Origin of the sequence: Novipirellula rosea, from assembly GCF_039541335.1 — a bacterium.
Lineage (GTDB): Bacteria > Planctomycetota > Planctomycetia > Pirellulales > Pirellulaceae > Novipirellula > Novipirellula rosea.
This window is the reverse complement of sequence record NZ_BAABGA010000040.1, coordinates 93,107-110,829: the sequence shown is the minus strand read 5'-3', so window position 1 is coordinate 110,829 and position 17,723 is coordinate 93,107. Positions and strand designations below refer to the sequence as shown.

11 protein-coding genes are annotated in these 17,723 nt (G+C 55.0%); 7 read left to right on the top strand and 4 right to left on the bottom strand.

What is annotated here, in order from left to right; genetic code table 11:
- Positions 1–322 precede the first annotated feature (322 nt).
- Positions 323–562, top strand: a complete 240-nt coding sequence (locus ABD971_RS17000) for a WYL domain-containing protein (protein ID WP_236621942.1) — start codon at positions 323–325, stop codon at positions 560–562.
- A gap of 217 nt (positions 563–779) precedes the next feature.
- Here the strand turns inward: ABD971_RS17000 and ABD971_RS16995 are convergent, their stop codons facing one another.
- The gene (locus tag ABD971_RS16995) at positions 780–2,312 is read right to left on the bottom strand and encodes a hypothetical protein (protein ID WP_345323999.1); all 1,533 of its coding nucleotides are present in this window, start codon (positions 2,310–2,312) and stop codon (positions 780–782) included.
- Positions 2,313–2,714: 402 nt separating this feature from the next.
- On the opposite strand from ABD971_RS16995, the gene ABD971_RS16990 reads away from it, so the two are divergent.
- The 3 genes from ABD971_RS16990 to ABD971_RS16980 all read left to right on the top strand — a co-directional run bounded on the left by ABD971_RS16990 (position 2,715) and on the right by ABD971_RS16980 (position 8,836).
- Entirely contained in the window at positions 2,715–5,753 is a 3,039-nt protein-coding gene (locus tag ABD971_RS16990) for an Ig-like domain-containing protein (RefSeq protein ID WP_345323997.1), read from the top strand.
- A gap of 201 nt (positions 5,754–5,954) precedes the next feature.
- Positions 5,955–7,295 carry a prenyltransferase/squalene oxidase repeat-containing protein gene (locus ABD971_RS16985; RefSeq protein ID WP_345323995.1) on the top strand — a complete coding sequence of 447 codons (1,341 nt, stop codon included), beginning with the start codon at positions 5,955–5,957 and terminating at the stop codon, positions 7,293–7,295.
- A gap of 263 nt (positions 7,296–7,558) precedes the next feature.
- A complete protein-coding gene (locus ABD971_RS16980; protein WP_345323993.1) occupies positions 7,559–8,836 on the top strand; it encodes a hypothetical protein in 1,278 nt (425 codons plus the stop codon).
- Between the two features lie 124 nt (positions 8,837–8,960).
- On the opposite strand, the gene ABD971_RS16975 is transcribed toward ABD971_RS16980, so the two are convergent.
- Positions 8,961–10,085, bottom strand: coding sequence for a leucine-rich repeat domain-containing protein (locus ABD971_RS16975; RefSeq protein WP_339946709.1), 1,125 nt, complete (start codon positions 10,083–10,085; stop codon positions 8,961–8,963).
- A gap of 311 nt (positions 10,086–10,396) precedes the next feature.
- On the opposite strand from ABD971_RS16975, the gene ABD971_RS16970 reads away from it, so the two are divergent.
- A complete protein-coding gene (locus tag ABD971_RS16970) occupies positions 10,397–11,749 on the top strand; it encodes a M20 metallopeptidase family protein (RefSeq protein WP_345323990.1) in 1,353 nt (450 codons plus the stop codon).
- A gap of 136 nt (positions 11,750–11,885) precedes the next feature.
- Here the strand turns inward: ABD971_RS16970 and ABD971_RS16965 are convergent, their stop codons facing one another.
- Complete coding sequence (locus tag ABD971_RS16965; RefSeq protein WP_345323988.1) at positions 11,886–13,283, bottom strand: RtcB family protein; 1,398 nt, start codon at positions 13,281–13,283, stop codon at positions 11,886–11,888.
- A 383-nt stretch (positions 13,284–13,666) separates the two neighbouring features.
- On the opposite strand from ABD971_RS16965, the gene ABD971_RS16960 reads away from it, so the two are divergent.
- Positions 13,667–15,172, top strand: coding sequence for a sulfatase-like hydrolase/transferase (locus ABD971_RS16960; RefSeq protein WP_345323986.1), 1,506 nt, complete (start codon positions 13,667–13,669; stop codon positions 15,170–15,172).
- Positions 15,173–15,258: 86 nt separating this feature from the next.
- Here ABD971_RS16960 and ABD971_RS16955 read toward each other — a convergent pair whose 3' ends face one another.
- Complete coding sequence (locus ABD971_RS16955; RefSeq protein WP_345323983.1) at positions 15,259–16,353, bottom strand: hypothetical protein; 1,095 nt, start codon at positions 16,351–16,353, stop codon at positions 15,259–15,261.
- Between the two features lie 282 nt (positions 16,354–16,635).
- Between ABD971_RS16955 and ABD971_RS16950 the strand changes: the two genes are divergently transcribed.
- Positions 16,636–17,589, top strand: coding sequence for an NAD(P)-dependent alcohol dehydrogenase (locus ABD971_RS16950; RefSeq protein ID WP_345323981.1), 954 nt, complete (start codon positions 16,636–16,638; stop codon positions 17,587–17,589).
- Positions 17,590–17,723 lie beyond the last annotated feature (134 nt).

Here is a 17,723-nt window from a genome sequence, read left to right as displayed (position 1 = left end):
CGTTGGCCCTACAATTCATCGGTTTTCTTGGTCCCAGCCCGATGGGCTGGGCTAGGTAAACGTCCGGGGCTTTGCCCCTAAATACAATAGCGCAACTTCAAAACGGATGCGTCAGGTTGTGAAAAACTCGCAACTTCAAAACTTTTCTGGGACACTCGGCGTTGGCCTCCGGCGTCGGGAACGCACTGTTTTTGGCGCCGCCACCTCGTCTTTTCTCAGTTCAAAAAAATTTTTTTGACGTCGTGACCTGACGTGTCAAAGGCATCACGAATATTGGAAGTAGTCAAGCAAACGACTTCCCCTAAATTCTTTCGAGGTACCTATGAACACGATTTTGCGACGCGCCATGCACGACTGTGACAATTACGTCATCGAAATGGATTACGTCGATGCCGAGGGCAATCAAACCCACCGAATCGTCAGCCCGATTCGGTTTATGGGCAGCTATCGCTTCCTGGGCTTATGCCTGTGCCGCGAAGCTCCTCGCCAATTCCAATTGTCACGCTGCAAGAACGTGCGTTTAACCCCCGCGGCAGATGTCTTGATGCCGGTGGCGATGTGAGTTTGTCGACGGGTTTGGAGCCCCCGACTGATGTCACCCCAGCCGACGACGCTGCCCAAGATGACGCTGGATCGCCAGGGATAGCGGAAACACCAGCCACTTTGAATTCATCTCTGCCGTACTGTTTGCATGACGAGGATCGTCATGCAAATTGTGCGGCAGGGAATTTGCGTTGGAAAACGCTTGCGGTGCCGAAGAACCCTTGGAAGCTTGCGATCTATTCTTCGATCGTCAATGTCTCGGTCACCCACTCGTGCACCGTAGCAATTTGATCCTCTTGGGTGCCATGCAGCATTTTCATCCCATCGGCCCCCCCAACGATATAGAACGCTTTTTCGACATCCTCGTCACTGATCAATTGCTGAGATTGATACAGCCGAATCTCAGCAAGTGCCTTTAAACGATCGGCTTTGGACCCAGAGAACAGCGAGGCGATGCGTCGCTTGGCAATCTCGGGCGACAACTTTGGCATCGCGACCAAGACCATTTGTCGATCGATGATGGCAAACAGATTGGCGATCTGTTCGTTCACGTAATCGCGTGCAATGGTGCCGGGACGCTGGACTTCGATGCTATCCGACGGCTTGGAAAGTCCCATCGTTTTGCCATCGGCAACGCGAATCATCCGACAACGAGAGATGTTCTGGATCGCCCCGTCGCGGCCCTCTTTCAAAACCACATCGAAATGCAAGATAAAGTCGATGTCACGAGCTTTGGCTTTCTTCGTCGATTCGGCCGAACTGACCGATCCGAGATAGACAATCCCAGGCTTCCACATCGGAAATGGCTCGAGTCCGGCGTCGATCTTTGGTGTCTCGTCAAGCGGTTGGACCACCTCCATCTTGGCGGCTCGGTTGCTGCCAAATTCGGAGCCCGAATCCATTGATCGCTCCATCTCCATGTCCATCCGCTCTTGCTCCATCCGCATCCGCTCTTGCTCCATCCGCTCACGCTCCATCGACTCGTTCATTTCCTGATCCATTGCATCGCTGGGACCGTTGCGTGGCGTTTCAACCACAGGTGGGGCTGGCACGATGGACGAGAGTGCCAAGCCAAAGTCACCCCGCGAAAATCGCAGTGAAAATTGCTCCGCAGTGACTTCCGCCACCAACCCCAGTGCTTCTTCGAGTTCTGCTTCGGCGGTTTGGTCCAAATTCGCCGCGGCAACCGCATTATTTCCGCGTCCCATCGCCCCGTCGCCCATGCCAAACTCATCTGGCCCCATTTCGCTCGGACCAAAATCTTCCCCGCGAAAGCCTGAGTTTCCTCGATTGCCTCCCGAGCCTTCCGTGATCGCCCCCTTGTCGCCAGCATCGTCGCCTCGTACCGCCAACGAGACACCCCAGCGGATCTGCCACACGGGGCGTTTGAGCATCGCGCTGTACTTGACGCTGTTGAGCTGCTCGCTGGCCTTCTCTGGCTCGATCACCAAGTTGCCAAAGAATAATTCCAGCGCGGTCGCCATTCGCCCGTCTAAAAACGCTTCATCACACTGTTTCTTCAGAGGTGGACGTTTGTCCTCCATCGCTGGGACCGAAGCGGCCATCAGCGGCGCCAGATTCATCGATGAAAAAATTGACGTGGGAGCAGATTGACGTGATTCACCGCCGTATCCCATCTCCATCTGCTCCTGCATCGATTCATAATCCTCCTCACTTTGCCCATACAGCGGCGAAAGCAAGACGGCTGTGGCGAACACAGATGCAGAAACGAGCCCGATTTGGCGGAAAACATGACAGTGATTCAACATAAACGCCTCCCGCGACTTTAGCGGGGCTGGAGAAAATGGATAGGATTTGAAAAAAGACGAACTGAATTTCGGCAATGTCCGAGCTCAATCACCGCAGTTTACGCGTTCTTATCGAGCGGGCGGGCACTTTTCGGTCTGTTTTTGCGGCTAATTCTTCGTACAAAACCACCGTGCACTGCTTATGATAAACAGTCTTAATTCCTGTGTGGTGGCCACCAACGTCGTCGATTTGATTTCATCGTACTCCGTTGTGCTTGGGTTCTCCCCCAAGAAGGCTGTTTCCAAGGGAACTTTTCCCTGTTTAGCTGCTTCCAACCGCATGTGCTTGCCTGTCAAATGCTTTTGGAAAAGCCTGGCGGGTAAAACCAAGATCGCGACAAGTCCTACCGAGAATCAAACAAGATGACCAAACGTCGATCATCCAACACTCAACCTCCAAAACGCGGACGGATTCGCATTCGGCGTCGTCCCATTGTCGAACATCTTGGCGACCGCCGCGTCCTGGCGGCGATTACGGGCGTGGTTTTTGACGATTTGGACCATTCCTTTCGCCAAGAAGCGAGCGAACATTCCCTCCCCAGCCGTCTGGTCTACCTCGATACCAATAACAACGCAGTCCTCGAGAAGGGCGAAAAAATTGCGGTTGCTGATGCCGCAGGCGCGTTTCGTTTTGATGGCCTGAGCGATGGTGATTACCAAGTCCGCTTATTCAACGGCACCAGTGTCCAGGACCAGCTGTACCCGTTCAAAGCCACGATCGAGACCGCAGCGACGCCGATCGAAGATGCGTTGAGTTTGCTGGCCGCGGGAAATCGTAGCGGTTATGTGTTGACTGAAACGGGGGTCGAAGTCGCTGACTTGGCTGCGGCCGAAAACGAAACGATTTCGGTTGGCACCCATTTGACGAAATTGCAAACGTTGCCTGACGGAAATCTGCTGGTGATCGGCGGCGAAGTGGGCGGCGATTCGGCATGGATCGTGGACCCTGCTTCGGGCACCGTCGATGCGATCGATTTGTCAGGCAGCGAGTCCTCGAAATTGTGGTCCGATATTGCCATCGATGGCGACGGACGTGGTGTGGCGTTGGCCGACAGCGCGGATCCAGTTGCGGTCCAATCGCTGGACGCTTCCGATGCGGATCTCGGACTCGTGGTATCGACCACGACCACGATCGTGCCTGCGGACACAACCGTGATCACATCGGACACAGGACCTCGCAGCGTATTTGCCTGGGCAGGCGAAGATGGCTTGAAGCTGTCACTGTGGAGTAACGAAACCGCTTCGATGATCAGCACCGATCCGATCGAAGTGGCGGGCGTCAGCAGCCTGCTGGACTTTGACGACGAGTCGGGATTGTTGGTACTAAGGCAAATCGATGGCGGTGTCAGCGTGCTGGACGCAAACGCCGATTTCGCTTCGCTCCACTCGTTTCCCGAAATGACAGGCCCCGTCACGCTCGATGGGGCTCGTGATCTACTAATGACCGTCTCGCCAGTGGACACTCTGTTGCAGGTCGTCGATCTGCGAGACGGATCGGTGATTGCGGACCAGGCGATCGACTTGTCGACGATCGGTGAATTAGTGGCAATCGCCAGCAAAGGAAAACCCGAAGCGATCGCGGTGCTCGGTTCCACAGGGGTCATCGAAGTTTCGCTGCGGCGTGCCGATTCGCATCGCGTCAAGATTGCCGACAATCAAGATGCCGATCCGATTCGGTTCGCGTTGTTCGTCGAAGGCGACAATACGGCGCCGAACTACGAAAGTCTGCCTGCGCTGTCGACCAGCGAAGACCAAACGCTCAATCTCGCAGCCCCCGGAGTTCGCGTTGGGGCATCGGACATCGAGAACGACCAGTTCGTGATCGTACAAAAAGGAACGGCGTCGCATGGCACGGTCAGCGTCGCGGTGGATGGTTCGGTTACTTATAAACCCGATCCTGATTTCTACGGCACCGATTCGGTCAGCGTTACGATTCATGATGGCGTCACCGAATCCGAACTGATCGATTTGTTGATCACGGTCACCCCCGTTGCCGACCCTCCCGTCGATGTCATCTTCCACTTTGATCCGATTCCCGAAGCCCTTGCGCTCGGCGATGATATAGGACTTGTCGAAGTGATCGACGCTGACGGTGTGAACAATCACGTAATCCAGGTCAACGACCCTCGCTTTCAAGTCAATGATCAAGGCATGTTGATTTTCATCGGCGGCGCGAACGGCGAAGGACTGAATTTTGAAGTCGAGCCTTGGATTCCTTTGACCGTTTCCGTCACGGACCCTGAAACGGAAACAGAACTAGTCAGTTATCCGGCAATCACTGTTACCGATTCCAATGATCCAATCACCGGCATCTCGCCGAGCGAAGCCACCGTGTTCGAGAACGCGGTGGGCGACACGGTAGCCGAGCTATTTGTAATCGACGAAGACACCGAGCAATTCCATATTTTGACGGTGGATGACGATCGTTTCGTGATCGATGGTTCGGATTTGCGGTTGGCTGACGGCGTTTCACTAAACTTCGAAGACACCCAAGAAATCGTGGTCAACGTGACCGCAAAAGAGTTCGGCATCAACGGCGTGCCCTTCACGCAGCCGATCACGATTCGCGTCAAGGATCTGCCTGAACAACCCGAGGTACTGAGCTTGGTCGGGGGATCGGTGGTCGAGTTCGAATCCGGTGCCGTGGCGGGCACGCTTACGCTGGATGGCCAATCCGTCAGCGCTCGCTATGTGTTGACCGTCGATGACACGCGTTTCGAAGTGGTTGACGGCCAATTGAAACTGATCGACGATCAATTCGTCGAGCAGTCGACGCAAAGCGAGATTCAATTGACAGTCACCGCGACCGATTCGAACAACCAGTTCCAACCGCTGTCGTCGACCTTTGTGATCGATGTTCTCGAAAACGAGACCCCGTTCCACAACGACTCGAATCCTTACGATGTTGATAACGGTGGTTCGGTTACCGCCGCCGATGCGTTGGCAATCATCAATTTCCTGAACGTTTACGGCCCCGGCCCTGTGGGCGCGGGTGACCCCGCGTTCGGCTACGACGTGAACGCAGATGGATCGGTCACCGCGCTCGATGCCCTGCTGATTCTTAACGAGATCAATCGCAACGGAACGGGCGGTGGCACTGTTGGCGGTGGCGAGCAAGACGACACGTCTGCAGATGGCGAACAGGTGCTTCCGCCTGTGCAGATTCCTCAAATCGCCGAAAATTCGCCACGCGATTCGTCGGATACCACCGACCCACGCACCAATGACCGTGCGATTGCGGATTCCTTCCGTGACGAGCGGGAATCCAATAGCGACGGCGAAGTGCCCTCGGCGACCCCACGCCATCGCCAAATCGCCTCGCTAGCACCGAGCTCAAATTTGCCAAGCGATTTCTCGGACCAAGTCGACGAAACGATTCGATTGTTGTCGGACCGCACCTAAAAAAGGTGTCGGACACCTTTTTGGCAAACTGGGTAGTTTTGGTCTTTGAATCTCAGGCGATTGTAAAATTCAGGTCAAAGCATCTGCTTTCCTAATAAAACGGACTTGGATTCGTTTAACTTCGATAGTGCAAGCTCCCTTCGCGTGGCGGACATTTGCGTTCACGCGAATCCTTTTCTTGTTTCTTTCGGAGAGAACGTCATGTCCACTACAGCATTCGCGGCTCGATTGCTTTCTCGCAGCCTTCTATGCGGAACGATTGCCACCATTTTGACCTTGAATCTTGTGGCCGACGAACCGGCGTCGCTTCCTGCCGAATTGCCTGCGACCGAGTCCACCGCAGAGCCAGCGGATGAGGGGAGCAAAAAGCAGCAGGCGAAAAGCAACAAACAACAGAAGAAAGAGGAAAAGAAGGCGACCGCCAAGGTCGTCAAACAGGGACTCAGTTGGCTCGTTTCGGCACAACATTCCGATGGTGGCTGGGGCGGTGGCAGTCATGCTCGACAACAGGTACTCGACCCTGCCAAATCTCCCTCCGATCCTGCAACCACTGCCTTTGCCGCAACGGCACTGTTGCGAGCCGGACATACGCCAAGTGAAGGCAAGTATCGCGACGCTGTGGTCAACGCGATGCACTATCTAGTGAAGGTGGTTGAGAACGCGGAACCCAATGCTGACCGAATCACATCGATCGAAGGGACGCAGCCGCAACGGAAATTGGGACCGATGATCGATACTGCGATGACAGCACAATTTTTGACCCGAGTCTCGGACGCCCTGCCAAAGAACGACCCTTGGCACAAGCGAGTCGAGGCCGCGCTGACATCCTGTTTAGAACGAATGCAACGAACCCAAGCGAAAGACGGCAGCTGGAATAGCGGCGGTGGCTGGGCTCCAGTGCTACAGTCAGCTTGGAACTGTAACTCACTCGAACTTGCGAGGGCACTTGGCAAAAACGTCGATGCTAAGAAACTGGAAAAGGCACGCGAATATCAGAAACAGAATGTGAATACGACGACTGGCAAGGCGTCGGCAACCGCCGCGGCCGGTGTTGAATTGTACGCATTCTCGGGCGGCTTGCGAGGCAATGCGGTCGACGCGGCACAGGCGTTTCAGACGATCAAAGAAGCGAAGAAACAAGGCAAATTGCAAGCGGATGCTGAGGTCAACGAAGAAAATTTGCAAATCGCTGGTCAAGATGCGAGCCAGGCTAAAGTGCTGGGAGATGCCGTCGTGCAAAATCGTGCCCAGCTAGAACGGCTCGGGGACGAAAGTTTGTTGGCCGGTTTTGGCAACAATGGCGGCGAAGAATTCCTCAGCTATTTGATGACAAGCGAGTCGCTAGTGATCGCAGGCGGTGAAGCTTGGGACAAATGGAACTCCAAAATGACTCAGCGACTGGGCAAAATACAAAACCCCGATGGCAGCTGGAATGGGCACCACTGCATCACCAGCCCGGTGTTCTGTACCGCAGCGGCACTGCAAGTCATCACGACGCAAAACGACATCAAATTGCTGAAGCGAGTCGCATCGGCAAAGTAGTGTGATGCGTTGTGGGTACGTCAATTGTATCACCCAAAGTAGTGGATCTTGCTAAAGATCCTTCGTGCAGGACGTGTAGCCACGTCCACGACGGGTAAGCGGCTCACTCGATCCTTTCGCCTCGCAGTTGTGAGCCGTGGGCTGTAAGGCACCGGGTAATGCGTGGGCCCCGGCCGCTCACGCGTCACGGCTCACTCGGTCGGTTCCGTTTGGACGCCAAACCTCCACATCGCAAACTCCGTCCCCATGTTGGTTATTGCGTTATGAACACCCCAATATCTCGTCGCATTTTTTTGGCAAGCGGAATCGCCGCATCGATCCCCGGATCGCAGTTGAGGTCACTTATTGCGTCGGAGCTTGACGTGGTGCGATCACAATCTCAGTCGCTGATCACGTCATTGAGTGATTATCTGATTGGTCAACAATCGCCCGATGGGGGCTGGAAAAGTCAGACGTATGCGTTGCTGAAAAGCGGGCAGGCGTTGACGCCATTTGTGTTGTCGATCCTGCAAGATTGCAATTCCAGTTTTGCCGAATCGGTTGCCGCAGCTCGGGCGCGATCATGGATGATCAACCAAATGCGAAACGGTGTCCTCGGTGTGGCGGACGCGGATGTTTTGGAGTATCCGGTGTTTGCAAGTGCATTTGCACTGCGTTGTTTTGAGGCGATGCCTGACAACGACGCCGCGGTTGATTCACTGCGTCGTTTTTTAATCCGTGAACAATTTACCGAGTCACGTGGCTTTTCGAAGTCAGATCTCGCATACGGCGGATGGGGATTCGGGGGAACTCAACCACCGGGACAAACCGGGCATATGGATTTGTCGCACACACGTTGGGCATTGGCGGCGATCCGTGCTACCGACGACAGGTCATCGTATGATGATCAGGCATCGACTACGCCAAATCCTGAGCTGGATCAAATCTACTCAAACGCGCAGCACTTTCTTCGATTGCTGCAAAAGCATCCGAGTGAACCGCGTCCTCATCCTGGCGATATGAGCGCTGTCAATCTCGACCCGCGTGCGAAAGGCTATTTGTATGACGGCGGTTTTTACTTCTCACCGCTTGTAATAGCGGCAAACAAGGGACGAATGGGGCAAAAAAATGGGCACACCTATCTTCGCAGTTATGCGACGGCGACGTGTGATGGTGTGATCGCTCTGCTGGCGTCGGGAGGCGACGCGTCAGATGAACGCGTGATGTCCGCCCGGGCATGGCTCCAGCAACACAGCGACTGGGAATACCCCGAAGGTATTCCTCGCGAGCATCCTGAGCCGTGGGGCGATGCGGTTTACTTTTACCATCAAGCTGTGCGAGCGGAGGCTTATTGGCGTCTTGGGATCGGCGGCGATTGGGCTGAGCAATTAGTGCATCGCTTGCAGCGTCACCAGAGACCTGACGCCAGCATCGTCAATCAACGAAGTGGATTGATGAAAGAGAACGATCCGCTGCTGTGTTCCGCATTAGCCTTGATCGCCGCCCATTACGCGGATCAGCAAATCAACGATGCAACAGCGTCGTCGTCTGCCGCACGCTAACGGCTTGGAAAGCCGAGCGACAATCATTGGCCCGGCAACGCAGTCGCTGATGACGTCCAATCTTGGTCGAAAGTCTTCGCGACTTTCGCTACGGGAACACAGCTGCCTGATCTGACGAATCAGATCACTCGCCTTCGATGTACTTCAGCTGAATCTCGGTCTTGGGCAGCTTCTTCTTCAGCTTATCGACGCCCTCTTGAGTGACCGCGGTACGGGTCACTTTCAGATCTCTTAGTGCCGTCAGCCCCTCTAAGTGAACCAGTCCCGCGTCACTGATTTGCGTCGATCCCAAATGCAAGAACGTTAATTTTTTCAGATCACTCAGGTAAGGCATTCCCGCATCGGTAAGCCGTGTGTTGTCTAGGTTCAACGACTCGAGCGAGGTCAGCCCCTTGAGCGGTTCAACCCCCGCATCCGAAATATTGACTCGCCACACGTTCAGTTTCTTCAGCTGAGTCAGTTCACTGAGCGGTTGCATTGCATCATCAAACAGCTGAGCACACTCACTGATATCAAGTTCTTCGAGGTTCTTGATCTTCGGCAGCTCGGCCATCCCCATCGCATCGATCTGGTTTTTCGCTAAACGCAGCTTTTTAAGATTTGGAAAGTTCGCCAGGATCGTGATGGCATCGTTGCCGATTGTGGTTTCGGCCATGTACAGCTCTTGCAAGTTTTTCAGGCCAGTTAATTCTTCAAGCCCCACTTCGCTGATCCACAAGAAGTCGATCGCCAATACTTTCAGGTTTTCTAATTTTGCAACGTGCTGCATGCCGTCGTCGTCAACGGAGCAGTCGCCACTTTTGCCTGACAATCGCAGTGCTTTTAATTTGGAAAGCGGCGTCAGATTGGCCAGTCCCGCGTTACCGATTTTGCAATCCCGCAAATCAACGTTTTCCAGGGTGCCAACCTCGGCGAGTGTTTTCAGACCCTCGTCGCTGATTGCCGTGCCGCCTAGCAGGACCGAACGGACGCGTTTTAGAGGTTTCAGCAAAGCGAGTTGCGAATCATCGATCGAGGTGCCACGAAAATCGACTTCCACAATCGCTCCGTCGGCATCCTTCTTCACTTTTGCCGATGTTGCCTCGATCGCCGCAACCGCGTCGGGATCGTCGGTGGCGGCGGGTTGGGCTTTGGCAACGGCAGCCGAAGGAGCGGGATCCGCCGGTTCCTGCTTCGAATCGCAGCCTGTGCTCATCGACAGGCAGCCGCCAAGAACCAGAAATGCAAACGGGAGGGATGTAATTCGCATAAGTCAAATCAGGTGGGTAAAAGTGGGATAGGCTGCTAGCCAGTAGCGTAAGTCAGTCTGGGAGTGCTATCTGCAGGCTGAAAAATCAGGGTTGTCCGCAGCGGAAGTCATCAAGACATTCGTTGTCAGCATAAACCGGCCGGATGACCGAGCGTAGCAGACCGCTTAAAAATTGCATGGCATTATGCAGGGGGTAGGACGTTGTTGAGCCATCAAGGGCGATTGAACTCGCGTAATCATAGCAGACACAACGACGAACGTTTAGAATGCAGGTCTGGCGTTGTTCACAGATCCTCGACAAAGGTATTTTCATGCGTGTTCGCTCTTGTACCGCGATCGTTTTGTTGACAGTTCTACTCGGCAAAGGAATGACCGACACGCCGCAGGTGCTGGCGGAATCGCCGGCCACATCGACTGTCGCCACGACCTCGCCTGCGCAATGGTTTGAACAGAACCAAGACCATTTCCTCGAACTCTATCGTTGGCTGCACCAGCACCCCGAGCTTTCCTTTGAAGAAGAGAAAACGGCCGCGAAGCTGGCGGGAATTTGGAAACAACTCGGTTTCGAAATGACCACCGGGGTGGGAGGTCACGGAATCGTCGGAATCATGCACAACGGAAAGGGCCCCGTCGTGATGATTCGCACCGATTTGGACGCGTTGCCCGTGACCGAACAGACTCCGGTTCCTTTCGCGTCGACCGTGCAAGCAACTCGCGAAGACGGCAGCAGCACGGGCGTGATGCATGCTTGTGGTCATGACATTCATATGACGAATGTGACCGCAGTGGGCCGTTACATGAGCGAACACCGGGATCAATGGTCGGGAACGCTGATCATGATCGGTCAACCGGCCGAAGAGCTGGGCGAGGGAGCCAAAGCGATGCTGAAAGATGGCTTGTTCGAAAGGTTTCCGAAGCCCGACTATGCTTTGGCCATTCACGTTAGCGCCGACAAACCTACCGGCGCAATCAGCTTGATGCCCGGCTATTCGCTCGCTAACGTCGACAGCGTCGACATCACCGTGAAGGGGCGTGGCGGTCATGGCTCGGCTCCGCATTCGACAATTGACCCGATCGTGCAAGCGGCGGAATTGGTTTTGTCGCTACAGATGATCGTCAGCCGCGAGGTTAAACCGATCGAGCCTGCGGTAGTGACCGTGGGTTCGATCCATGGCGGAACAAAACACAATGTGATCGGCGATGACTGCAAGTTACAATTAACCGTGCGAAGTTACAGCGAAGAAGTGCGACAACAAGTGCTCGCCGCGATTCGCCGACGTGCGTTGGCGGTAGCGATGGCGCACAACGCCGAAGAACCCGATGTGCTGATCAGCCAAGGGACACCGTCGTTGCGAAACGATGACGAATTAACGGCAAGAATGACCAAGCTGTTTTCGGATGTGCTTGGGGTAGAAAACATGGTGCCAGGCGAACAATCGATGGGAGGCGAGGACTTTAGCCGCTATGGGATCGCCGGAGTACCGATCTTGATGTACTCCGTTGGCTCCGTCGATCAATCGCGACTCGATCGATTCGAGCAGCTCGGGATCCCCGCACCGTCGCTGCATTCGGGAATCTATTACCCGGATGCTCCGGAAACGCTAAAGACCGCATTTACGACGATGACCGCATCGTTATTGGACCTGTTGCAGCCATCCCCGTAGGCCGGACCAAGGCCGCAAATCAAGCATTCTGTAGCGCAACTCGCGAGTGAGTTTCGGCGGACATAAGTCAATCGAACGAAAGTCTTGACGACTTCCGCTACGCTTAATCAGACGCCACGTCGCAACTAAGTCGCAATTAATCCTCGGGACGTTCGCCGGCGGGAGCCATCTTGACCAATTTGGGATCAAACCGAGCCACGGTATCCACCAAATCGCGTTGCGACGCCATGACTTCATCAATGTCCTTGTAGGCCATCGGAACTTCGTCCAACCCGGCCGACATCAACGTCACGCCTCGCTTGGCTAGAAACGGTTTTACGTCTTTCCAATTGAATTGACGTTTCGCTGCAGTTCGGCTCATTTTGCGGCCTGCACCATGTGCTGCACTTTGCAGCGACGACTCGACACCGTTGCCGCGAACCACGTACCCCGGAGCCCCCATCGAACCGGGGATGATCCCCAATACTCCGGCTCCTGCGGGCGTGGCTCCCTTGCGATGGACGATCAATTCTTCGCCACCATGGGTTTCTTTCCAAGCGAAATTGTGGTGATTCTCGATATCCAGGATCACGTCGACGCCAAGGTGTTTGGCGATTGCTTTGTGAATGCAGGCATGATTTGCCGCTGCATATTCCCCCATCAAATTCATCGCGGCCCAATATTCGCCGCCCGCTTGGGAATCGAGATCCAACCAAGCGAGGTTGACCAGTTCACGTGGCAACTCGGGATGCAATTGCTTGGCCACGCGGCTGTAGTAATCACAAACCGCCGCCCCGGTACCTCGCGACCCGCTGTGGCTGAGCAGCGCCAAATATTGCCCCGCTTGCAGACCGAGATCATCATCAGGAAGCGTCAGAATTCCGAACTCGACAAAGTGATTCCCACTTCCGCTGGTTCCTAATTGTTTCCATGCCTTGTCACGGTTCATTTTCGTGATGTGTGACACGCTCCAATCGGCATCCATCACGTCATGTTGGCGAGGTTTGCGAAACCGAGCTCCAATGCCAAACTGCGTCTCACGCTCGATCGCCCCCCGCAAACGGTCTTGCTGTTTCTGCAGTGCGGTGGTGGGCAAATCCAAGACCGTCATTTTCATTCGGCAAGCGATATCGACACCCACTGCGTAGGGGATCACGCAATCTTTGGTCGCCAATACTCCGCCGATCGGTAAGCCGTACCCTTGGTGCGCATCCGGCATCAACGCGCCACTGTGCGAGATCGGCAATTCGCAGGCATGAGCCATCTGCTGGACGGCGGTCGGATCCAGATCGCTGCCCCATTGTCGCCAGGGCGCAGCTTGCTCGCGACCAACGTAACGCGATTGGGCGGCGAACACCCCCGCCAACTCGGCTGCCAATTTCCCCCACAATTCATGTTCAAGGAAAGACTTGGGCGAGTCGACGACGCTGGCGATCGTGTCACGAAGCACAGCGCGTTGCAGCCCCGATTCCGCCGCCGCCTTGATCGTATCTTTGGCGATTTGCATCGCCGATCCTTTGGGAACGCCGAGATTGCTGAGTTCACGTGTTTTCATTTTGTTGTTCCCGTTGCGTCCATTGCCTGATTCCGTAGTGGCCGTTGCCCTACACGCCGAGCGGATCAACCGCCCCCTGTGGATCTAGACAACGATTAGGCTGGCAGGCTCGCTTTCTTTTTATCAAAAACAAAAATGGCTCGCTGTTTTTGCCGCATCGCAATACAGGTGTGTGAGACTTTGTATGCTCGTTGGCCGTTGATTGAGTGAGCCGTGACGCGTGAGCGGCCGGGTCTGACGCGTTACCCAGTGCCTTACTTACCCAGTGCCTTACTTACCCAAGATCCCTCTACCCGGTGCCTTACGGCTCACGATTGTGGATTAAGATATTGGTCAGCCACTGAGGAATTTTTAACACGCGAATTTGCCCGGCACAGGACATCATGAGCTCAAAACCAAACGATAACGCAGCGATTGCTCTTCCGCTGCGTTTACGATCCTTTTATGCGGCATTGGTCGCGTTCGCCGCATTTTTCGGAGTCTGTCACCGTGGCGTGTCTGCGGCGTCGGTTGAGCATCCCAACTTGTTGATCGTGTTAGCCGATGACATGGGCTATGGCGATCTCGGCTACACCGGCAGCCAGCATTTGCAGACGCCGCATCTTGATTCACTCGCGAAGTCGGGTGTCTTTTGTAGCGAGGCGTATGTCACCAGCTCGGTCTGTTCACCGTCGCGTGCGGGGCTGTTGACCGGACGCGATCCACGTCGCTTTGGTTACGAGTCGAATTTGAATCAATCCGCTGCCGCCTATGGCACGCGTCCCGAATTGCTGGGATTGTCACCGAGCGAGCACACCCTGGGAGATCAACTTCGCTCGGCTGGTTACGCCACCGCGCTCGTTGGCAAATGGCACTTGGGCAGCGAGGAAGTGCATCACCCCAACGCTCGCGGCTTTGACCATTTTTGTGGCATGTTGGTCGGAAGCCACAATTACTTTCCCACACCCGACAAACATCAATTGCAGCGAAATGGAGAACCGCTACGTGAGTTTTCCAGTCCCTACCTGACCGACTTTTTCACCGACGAAGCACTTCGCTGGATCCAAAGCCAAGACGAAGCCGCATCGAAGCCTTGGATGGTGATGCTTTCCTACAACGCTCCTCATACGCCGATGCAGGCGACGGATCAAGATCTTGCGAAGTTCGCCCATATCCGCGATCCCAAACGTCGCACTAATGCCGCGATGATGTACGCACTGGATCGTGGGGTCGGACGTGTTCGGGCCTATCTCGACGGCACCAACCAACTCGAAGAAACCTTGATCGTTTTCTTTTCGGACAACGGCGGTGCCACCAATAATGCTAGCTGGAATGGGCCGCTTTCGGGCGTCAAAGGCTCTCTACGCGAAGGGGGCGTTCGTGTACCGATGATTTGGTCATGGCCGGGCCAAATCCCCGCGGGCAAACGAACCGACGCGGTGGTTTCGAGTCTGGATGTGTTGCCCACGTTTATGGCCGCGGCTGGGGCGGAGCTATTGCCACTGAAACCGTCTCCGTCTCACGAAGACAAACGCAATCGGCGTCGCGCCGAAGCAAAGTATGGAGCCTACGATGGCATCAATTTGTTGCCACTGCTGCAGGGAAAATCGGATCCAATTCGTCGCACGCTGTTTTGGCGACTGCAAGGCCAAACAGCGGTTCGCGATGGCCAGGACAAACTGATCACGCTGTCGCATCGTCCTGCTCAATTATTTCAAGTCACCAGCGATCTTGCCGAAGCCGACGACCGTTTTGATACCGACCGTCCGCGTGCCGAACAGCTCTACAAGATGCTGGGGGAATGGGAAGCATCGCTGGCAACCGTCCCGCTGTGGGGATCCTCGCCGACTTGGAATGCCGACAGTGCGAAACACTACGATGACTGGGGCGTGAAGTCAGAACCCCAATGACATCGCAATGAACGAGGCCGTTGCGAACGAGGCCGTTGCGAAAGAAGTCGTTGCGAAAGAAGTCGCTCGAGGAAGAAGTAACGACATCATCGAGTTGCCAATTCGCGGCCCTGCACCCACCCTCGTATCTGAAAGCCCGCCGTCCGCCAGCGACGAAAACACCATCGCGAAACCAGGTAGACCGTAGCGACGTTGATCCCATGGCGAACAAAGATGGAAAACCATCCAATTGGGATGACGGATTGCCCTTGGTTGATGATCGACATGTAGGCAAATTCGGCTAACGCAGAGAGCGTCATCGAAAACAGCAACAACAGCAAGACGACACGGTGCCGTCTAAAACAGCTCAGTGCGGCCGCCCATAACACGATTAAATCGGTAATAATATCGACTGCGTGGTAAACCATCATGACTAAATCATTCGGTGGATAGCTCACCACAACCGAGCTGCTGAGTTCGGTTTCAAAGAGCCGCCGCATCCCTTGGTACACCGCCATCAAGACGGCAACCAAAAGCGTCAAAGTGATAAACCCCGCAATGCTCCAGCGCTGCTGCGATGGCGACGAAAGCTGGCTCGACCTCTCGTCCTCCCGGGTATCCAGCAAGCGGAACTGCCACAGCCGCCCCGGGACACTCATCCCTAACAGATAGAGCGGAACGACGATCAGATGAAAAACGAGCATCAAGACAAGCATCACAAACCATCGCTCTGCAAACATCTCCCACATCTGAAAGTCCAAGTACGGATAAAGATTCACCGCACTGCAGCTGGCAACCAAGAAAATGAGGAGCTTCCAAGACGGTCGCCGCGGCACCGGCCATTGCCACCACACCGCGATTTGCAGCGCAGCAGCGACTAGGATCCCTTGGGTAATGCCCATCAATCCCGTCGAAATCATTGACAGAATCGTCGATTCCCCAAACGGGCCGCGATAAAAGTACAAGGAATTCAGCACCGATGCCGCGATGTTCGTTGCAAACCAAACCGCGATCATGAGGGCAACGGTGGCCAGAAAAATGCGGCGACGTCTTGATGTGGGATCACGAATGCTGGTTGCAGGCCCCTGGGTTGCAGGACCTTGCGCTGCGGGCCCGTGCGTTGCGGGCCCGTGCGTTGCGGGCCCGTGCGTTGCGGGCCCGTGCGTTGCAGGCTCCAGTGGATCTTGATCAAAACTATTCATTCGTATCAGCCTTGCCGCGATCCGGCAGGTACGAGGAGGTTCACATCGGGTGATCAGTAGGCCGGGTGATCAGTAGGCCGGGTGATTAGGCACCAACTAACAGTGTACAAGGCGCACTTTCGCCGGTACGCAAGTTGCACTCTTGTTGCTGTTCGTTTTATTAAGTTTTATCGCAACGTAAATCGCACACATTTGGTGGCGACCTGCGAGTGCTGTGGCGACGGATGCGTCACTTTTCTAGGGAGATCCACTGTTTTGACTGCTCCTCATTCTGATCGAACCATGCGTGCGGTGGTCTACGATGATTACGGCGACGCCGAAGTGCTGCATTTGGCGAGTCATCCGATGCCTCGTCGGCTTCCCGGCCAGGTATTGATCAAGGTATTGGCGTCGAGCGTCAATCCGATCGACTATCGGCTTCGCAGCGGAGAAATGAAAGGGTTGCTGCCAGGCGGATTCCCACGCGTTCCGGGATACGATGTCGCCGGAGTGATTGCCGAATGTGCCGACGACGCCCCCTTTTCGCCTGGCGATCGTGTGATCGCGTTTCTCGATCATGCCCGCGGCGGTGCGCTGGCCGACTATGCGGTCTGTGCGATTGACGTGACTGCAAAGATCCCCGACTCGATGACGATCGAAGAAGCCGCCGCCATCCCATTGGCCGGCACCACCGCACTGCAATCGTTACGAGACCATGGCAATATGGAAGCGGGCGACCACGTGCTCGTCAACGGTGCAAGTGGAGGCGTTGGAATGTTCGCGGTGCAGATTGCCAAGGCCTTCGGATGTCACGTCGATGCGGTCGCCAGTGGCGACAACGAAGCGTTTTGCATGTCACTCGGAGCCGATCATTTCTATGACTACGAGAAAGTCGACTTTACCGAATCAAGCGAACGCTGGGATCTCATTTTTGACGCTGCGGGAAAATCGGGCTATTTCGAGTCGCGTGATGTGTTGAACCCCGGCGGACGCTATGTGTCAACCGAGCCGGACGTCAAAGGCATGCTGATGACGCTGGTCACGTGGCCGCTTTCCAAGTCGGGGACGGTGATGTTGGCAAAACCGTGCGGTGATGACCTTCGCATCCTGATCGATTTGTACGAACAAGACAAATTGACCATCACCATCGATAGCTGTTTCGACCTGGCTCATGCTGCCGCCGCCCATCAACGTGTTGAAAACGGAGTCGATCAAGGCAAAGTCGTGCTGGTCAATGAGCATCCAACGGCGACTTAACCGAGCATTATCGGAGCGATTCTCGGCGACTCCCATCCTTTTTCATTTGTCGCTACAAATCCGCTTGTCAAAGGCACATTGATTGCTTCGTTCTGGGTAACCAAGGATTGAGAATGGTTCACCCTACATTCAGG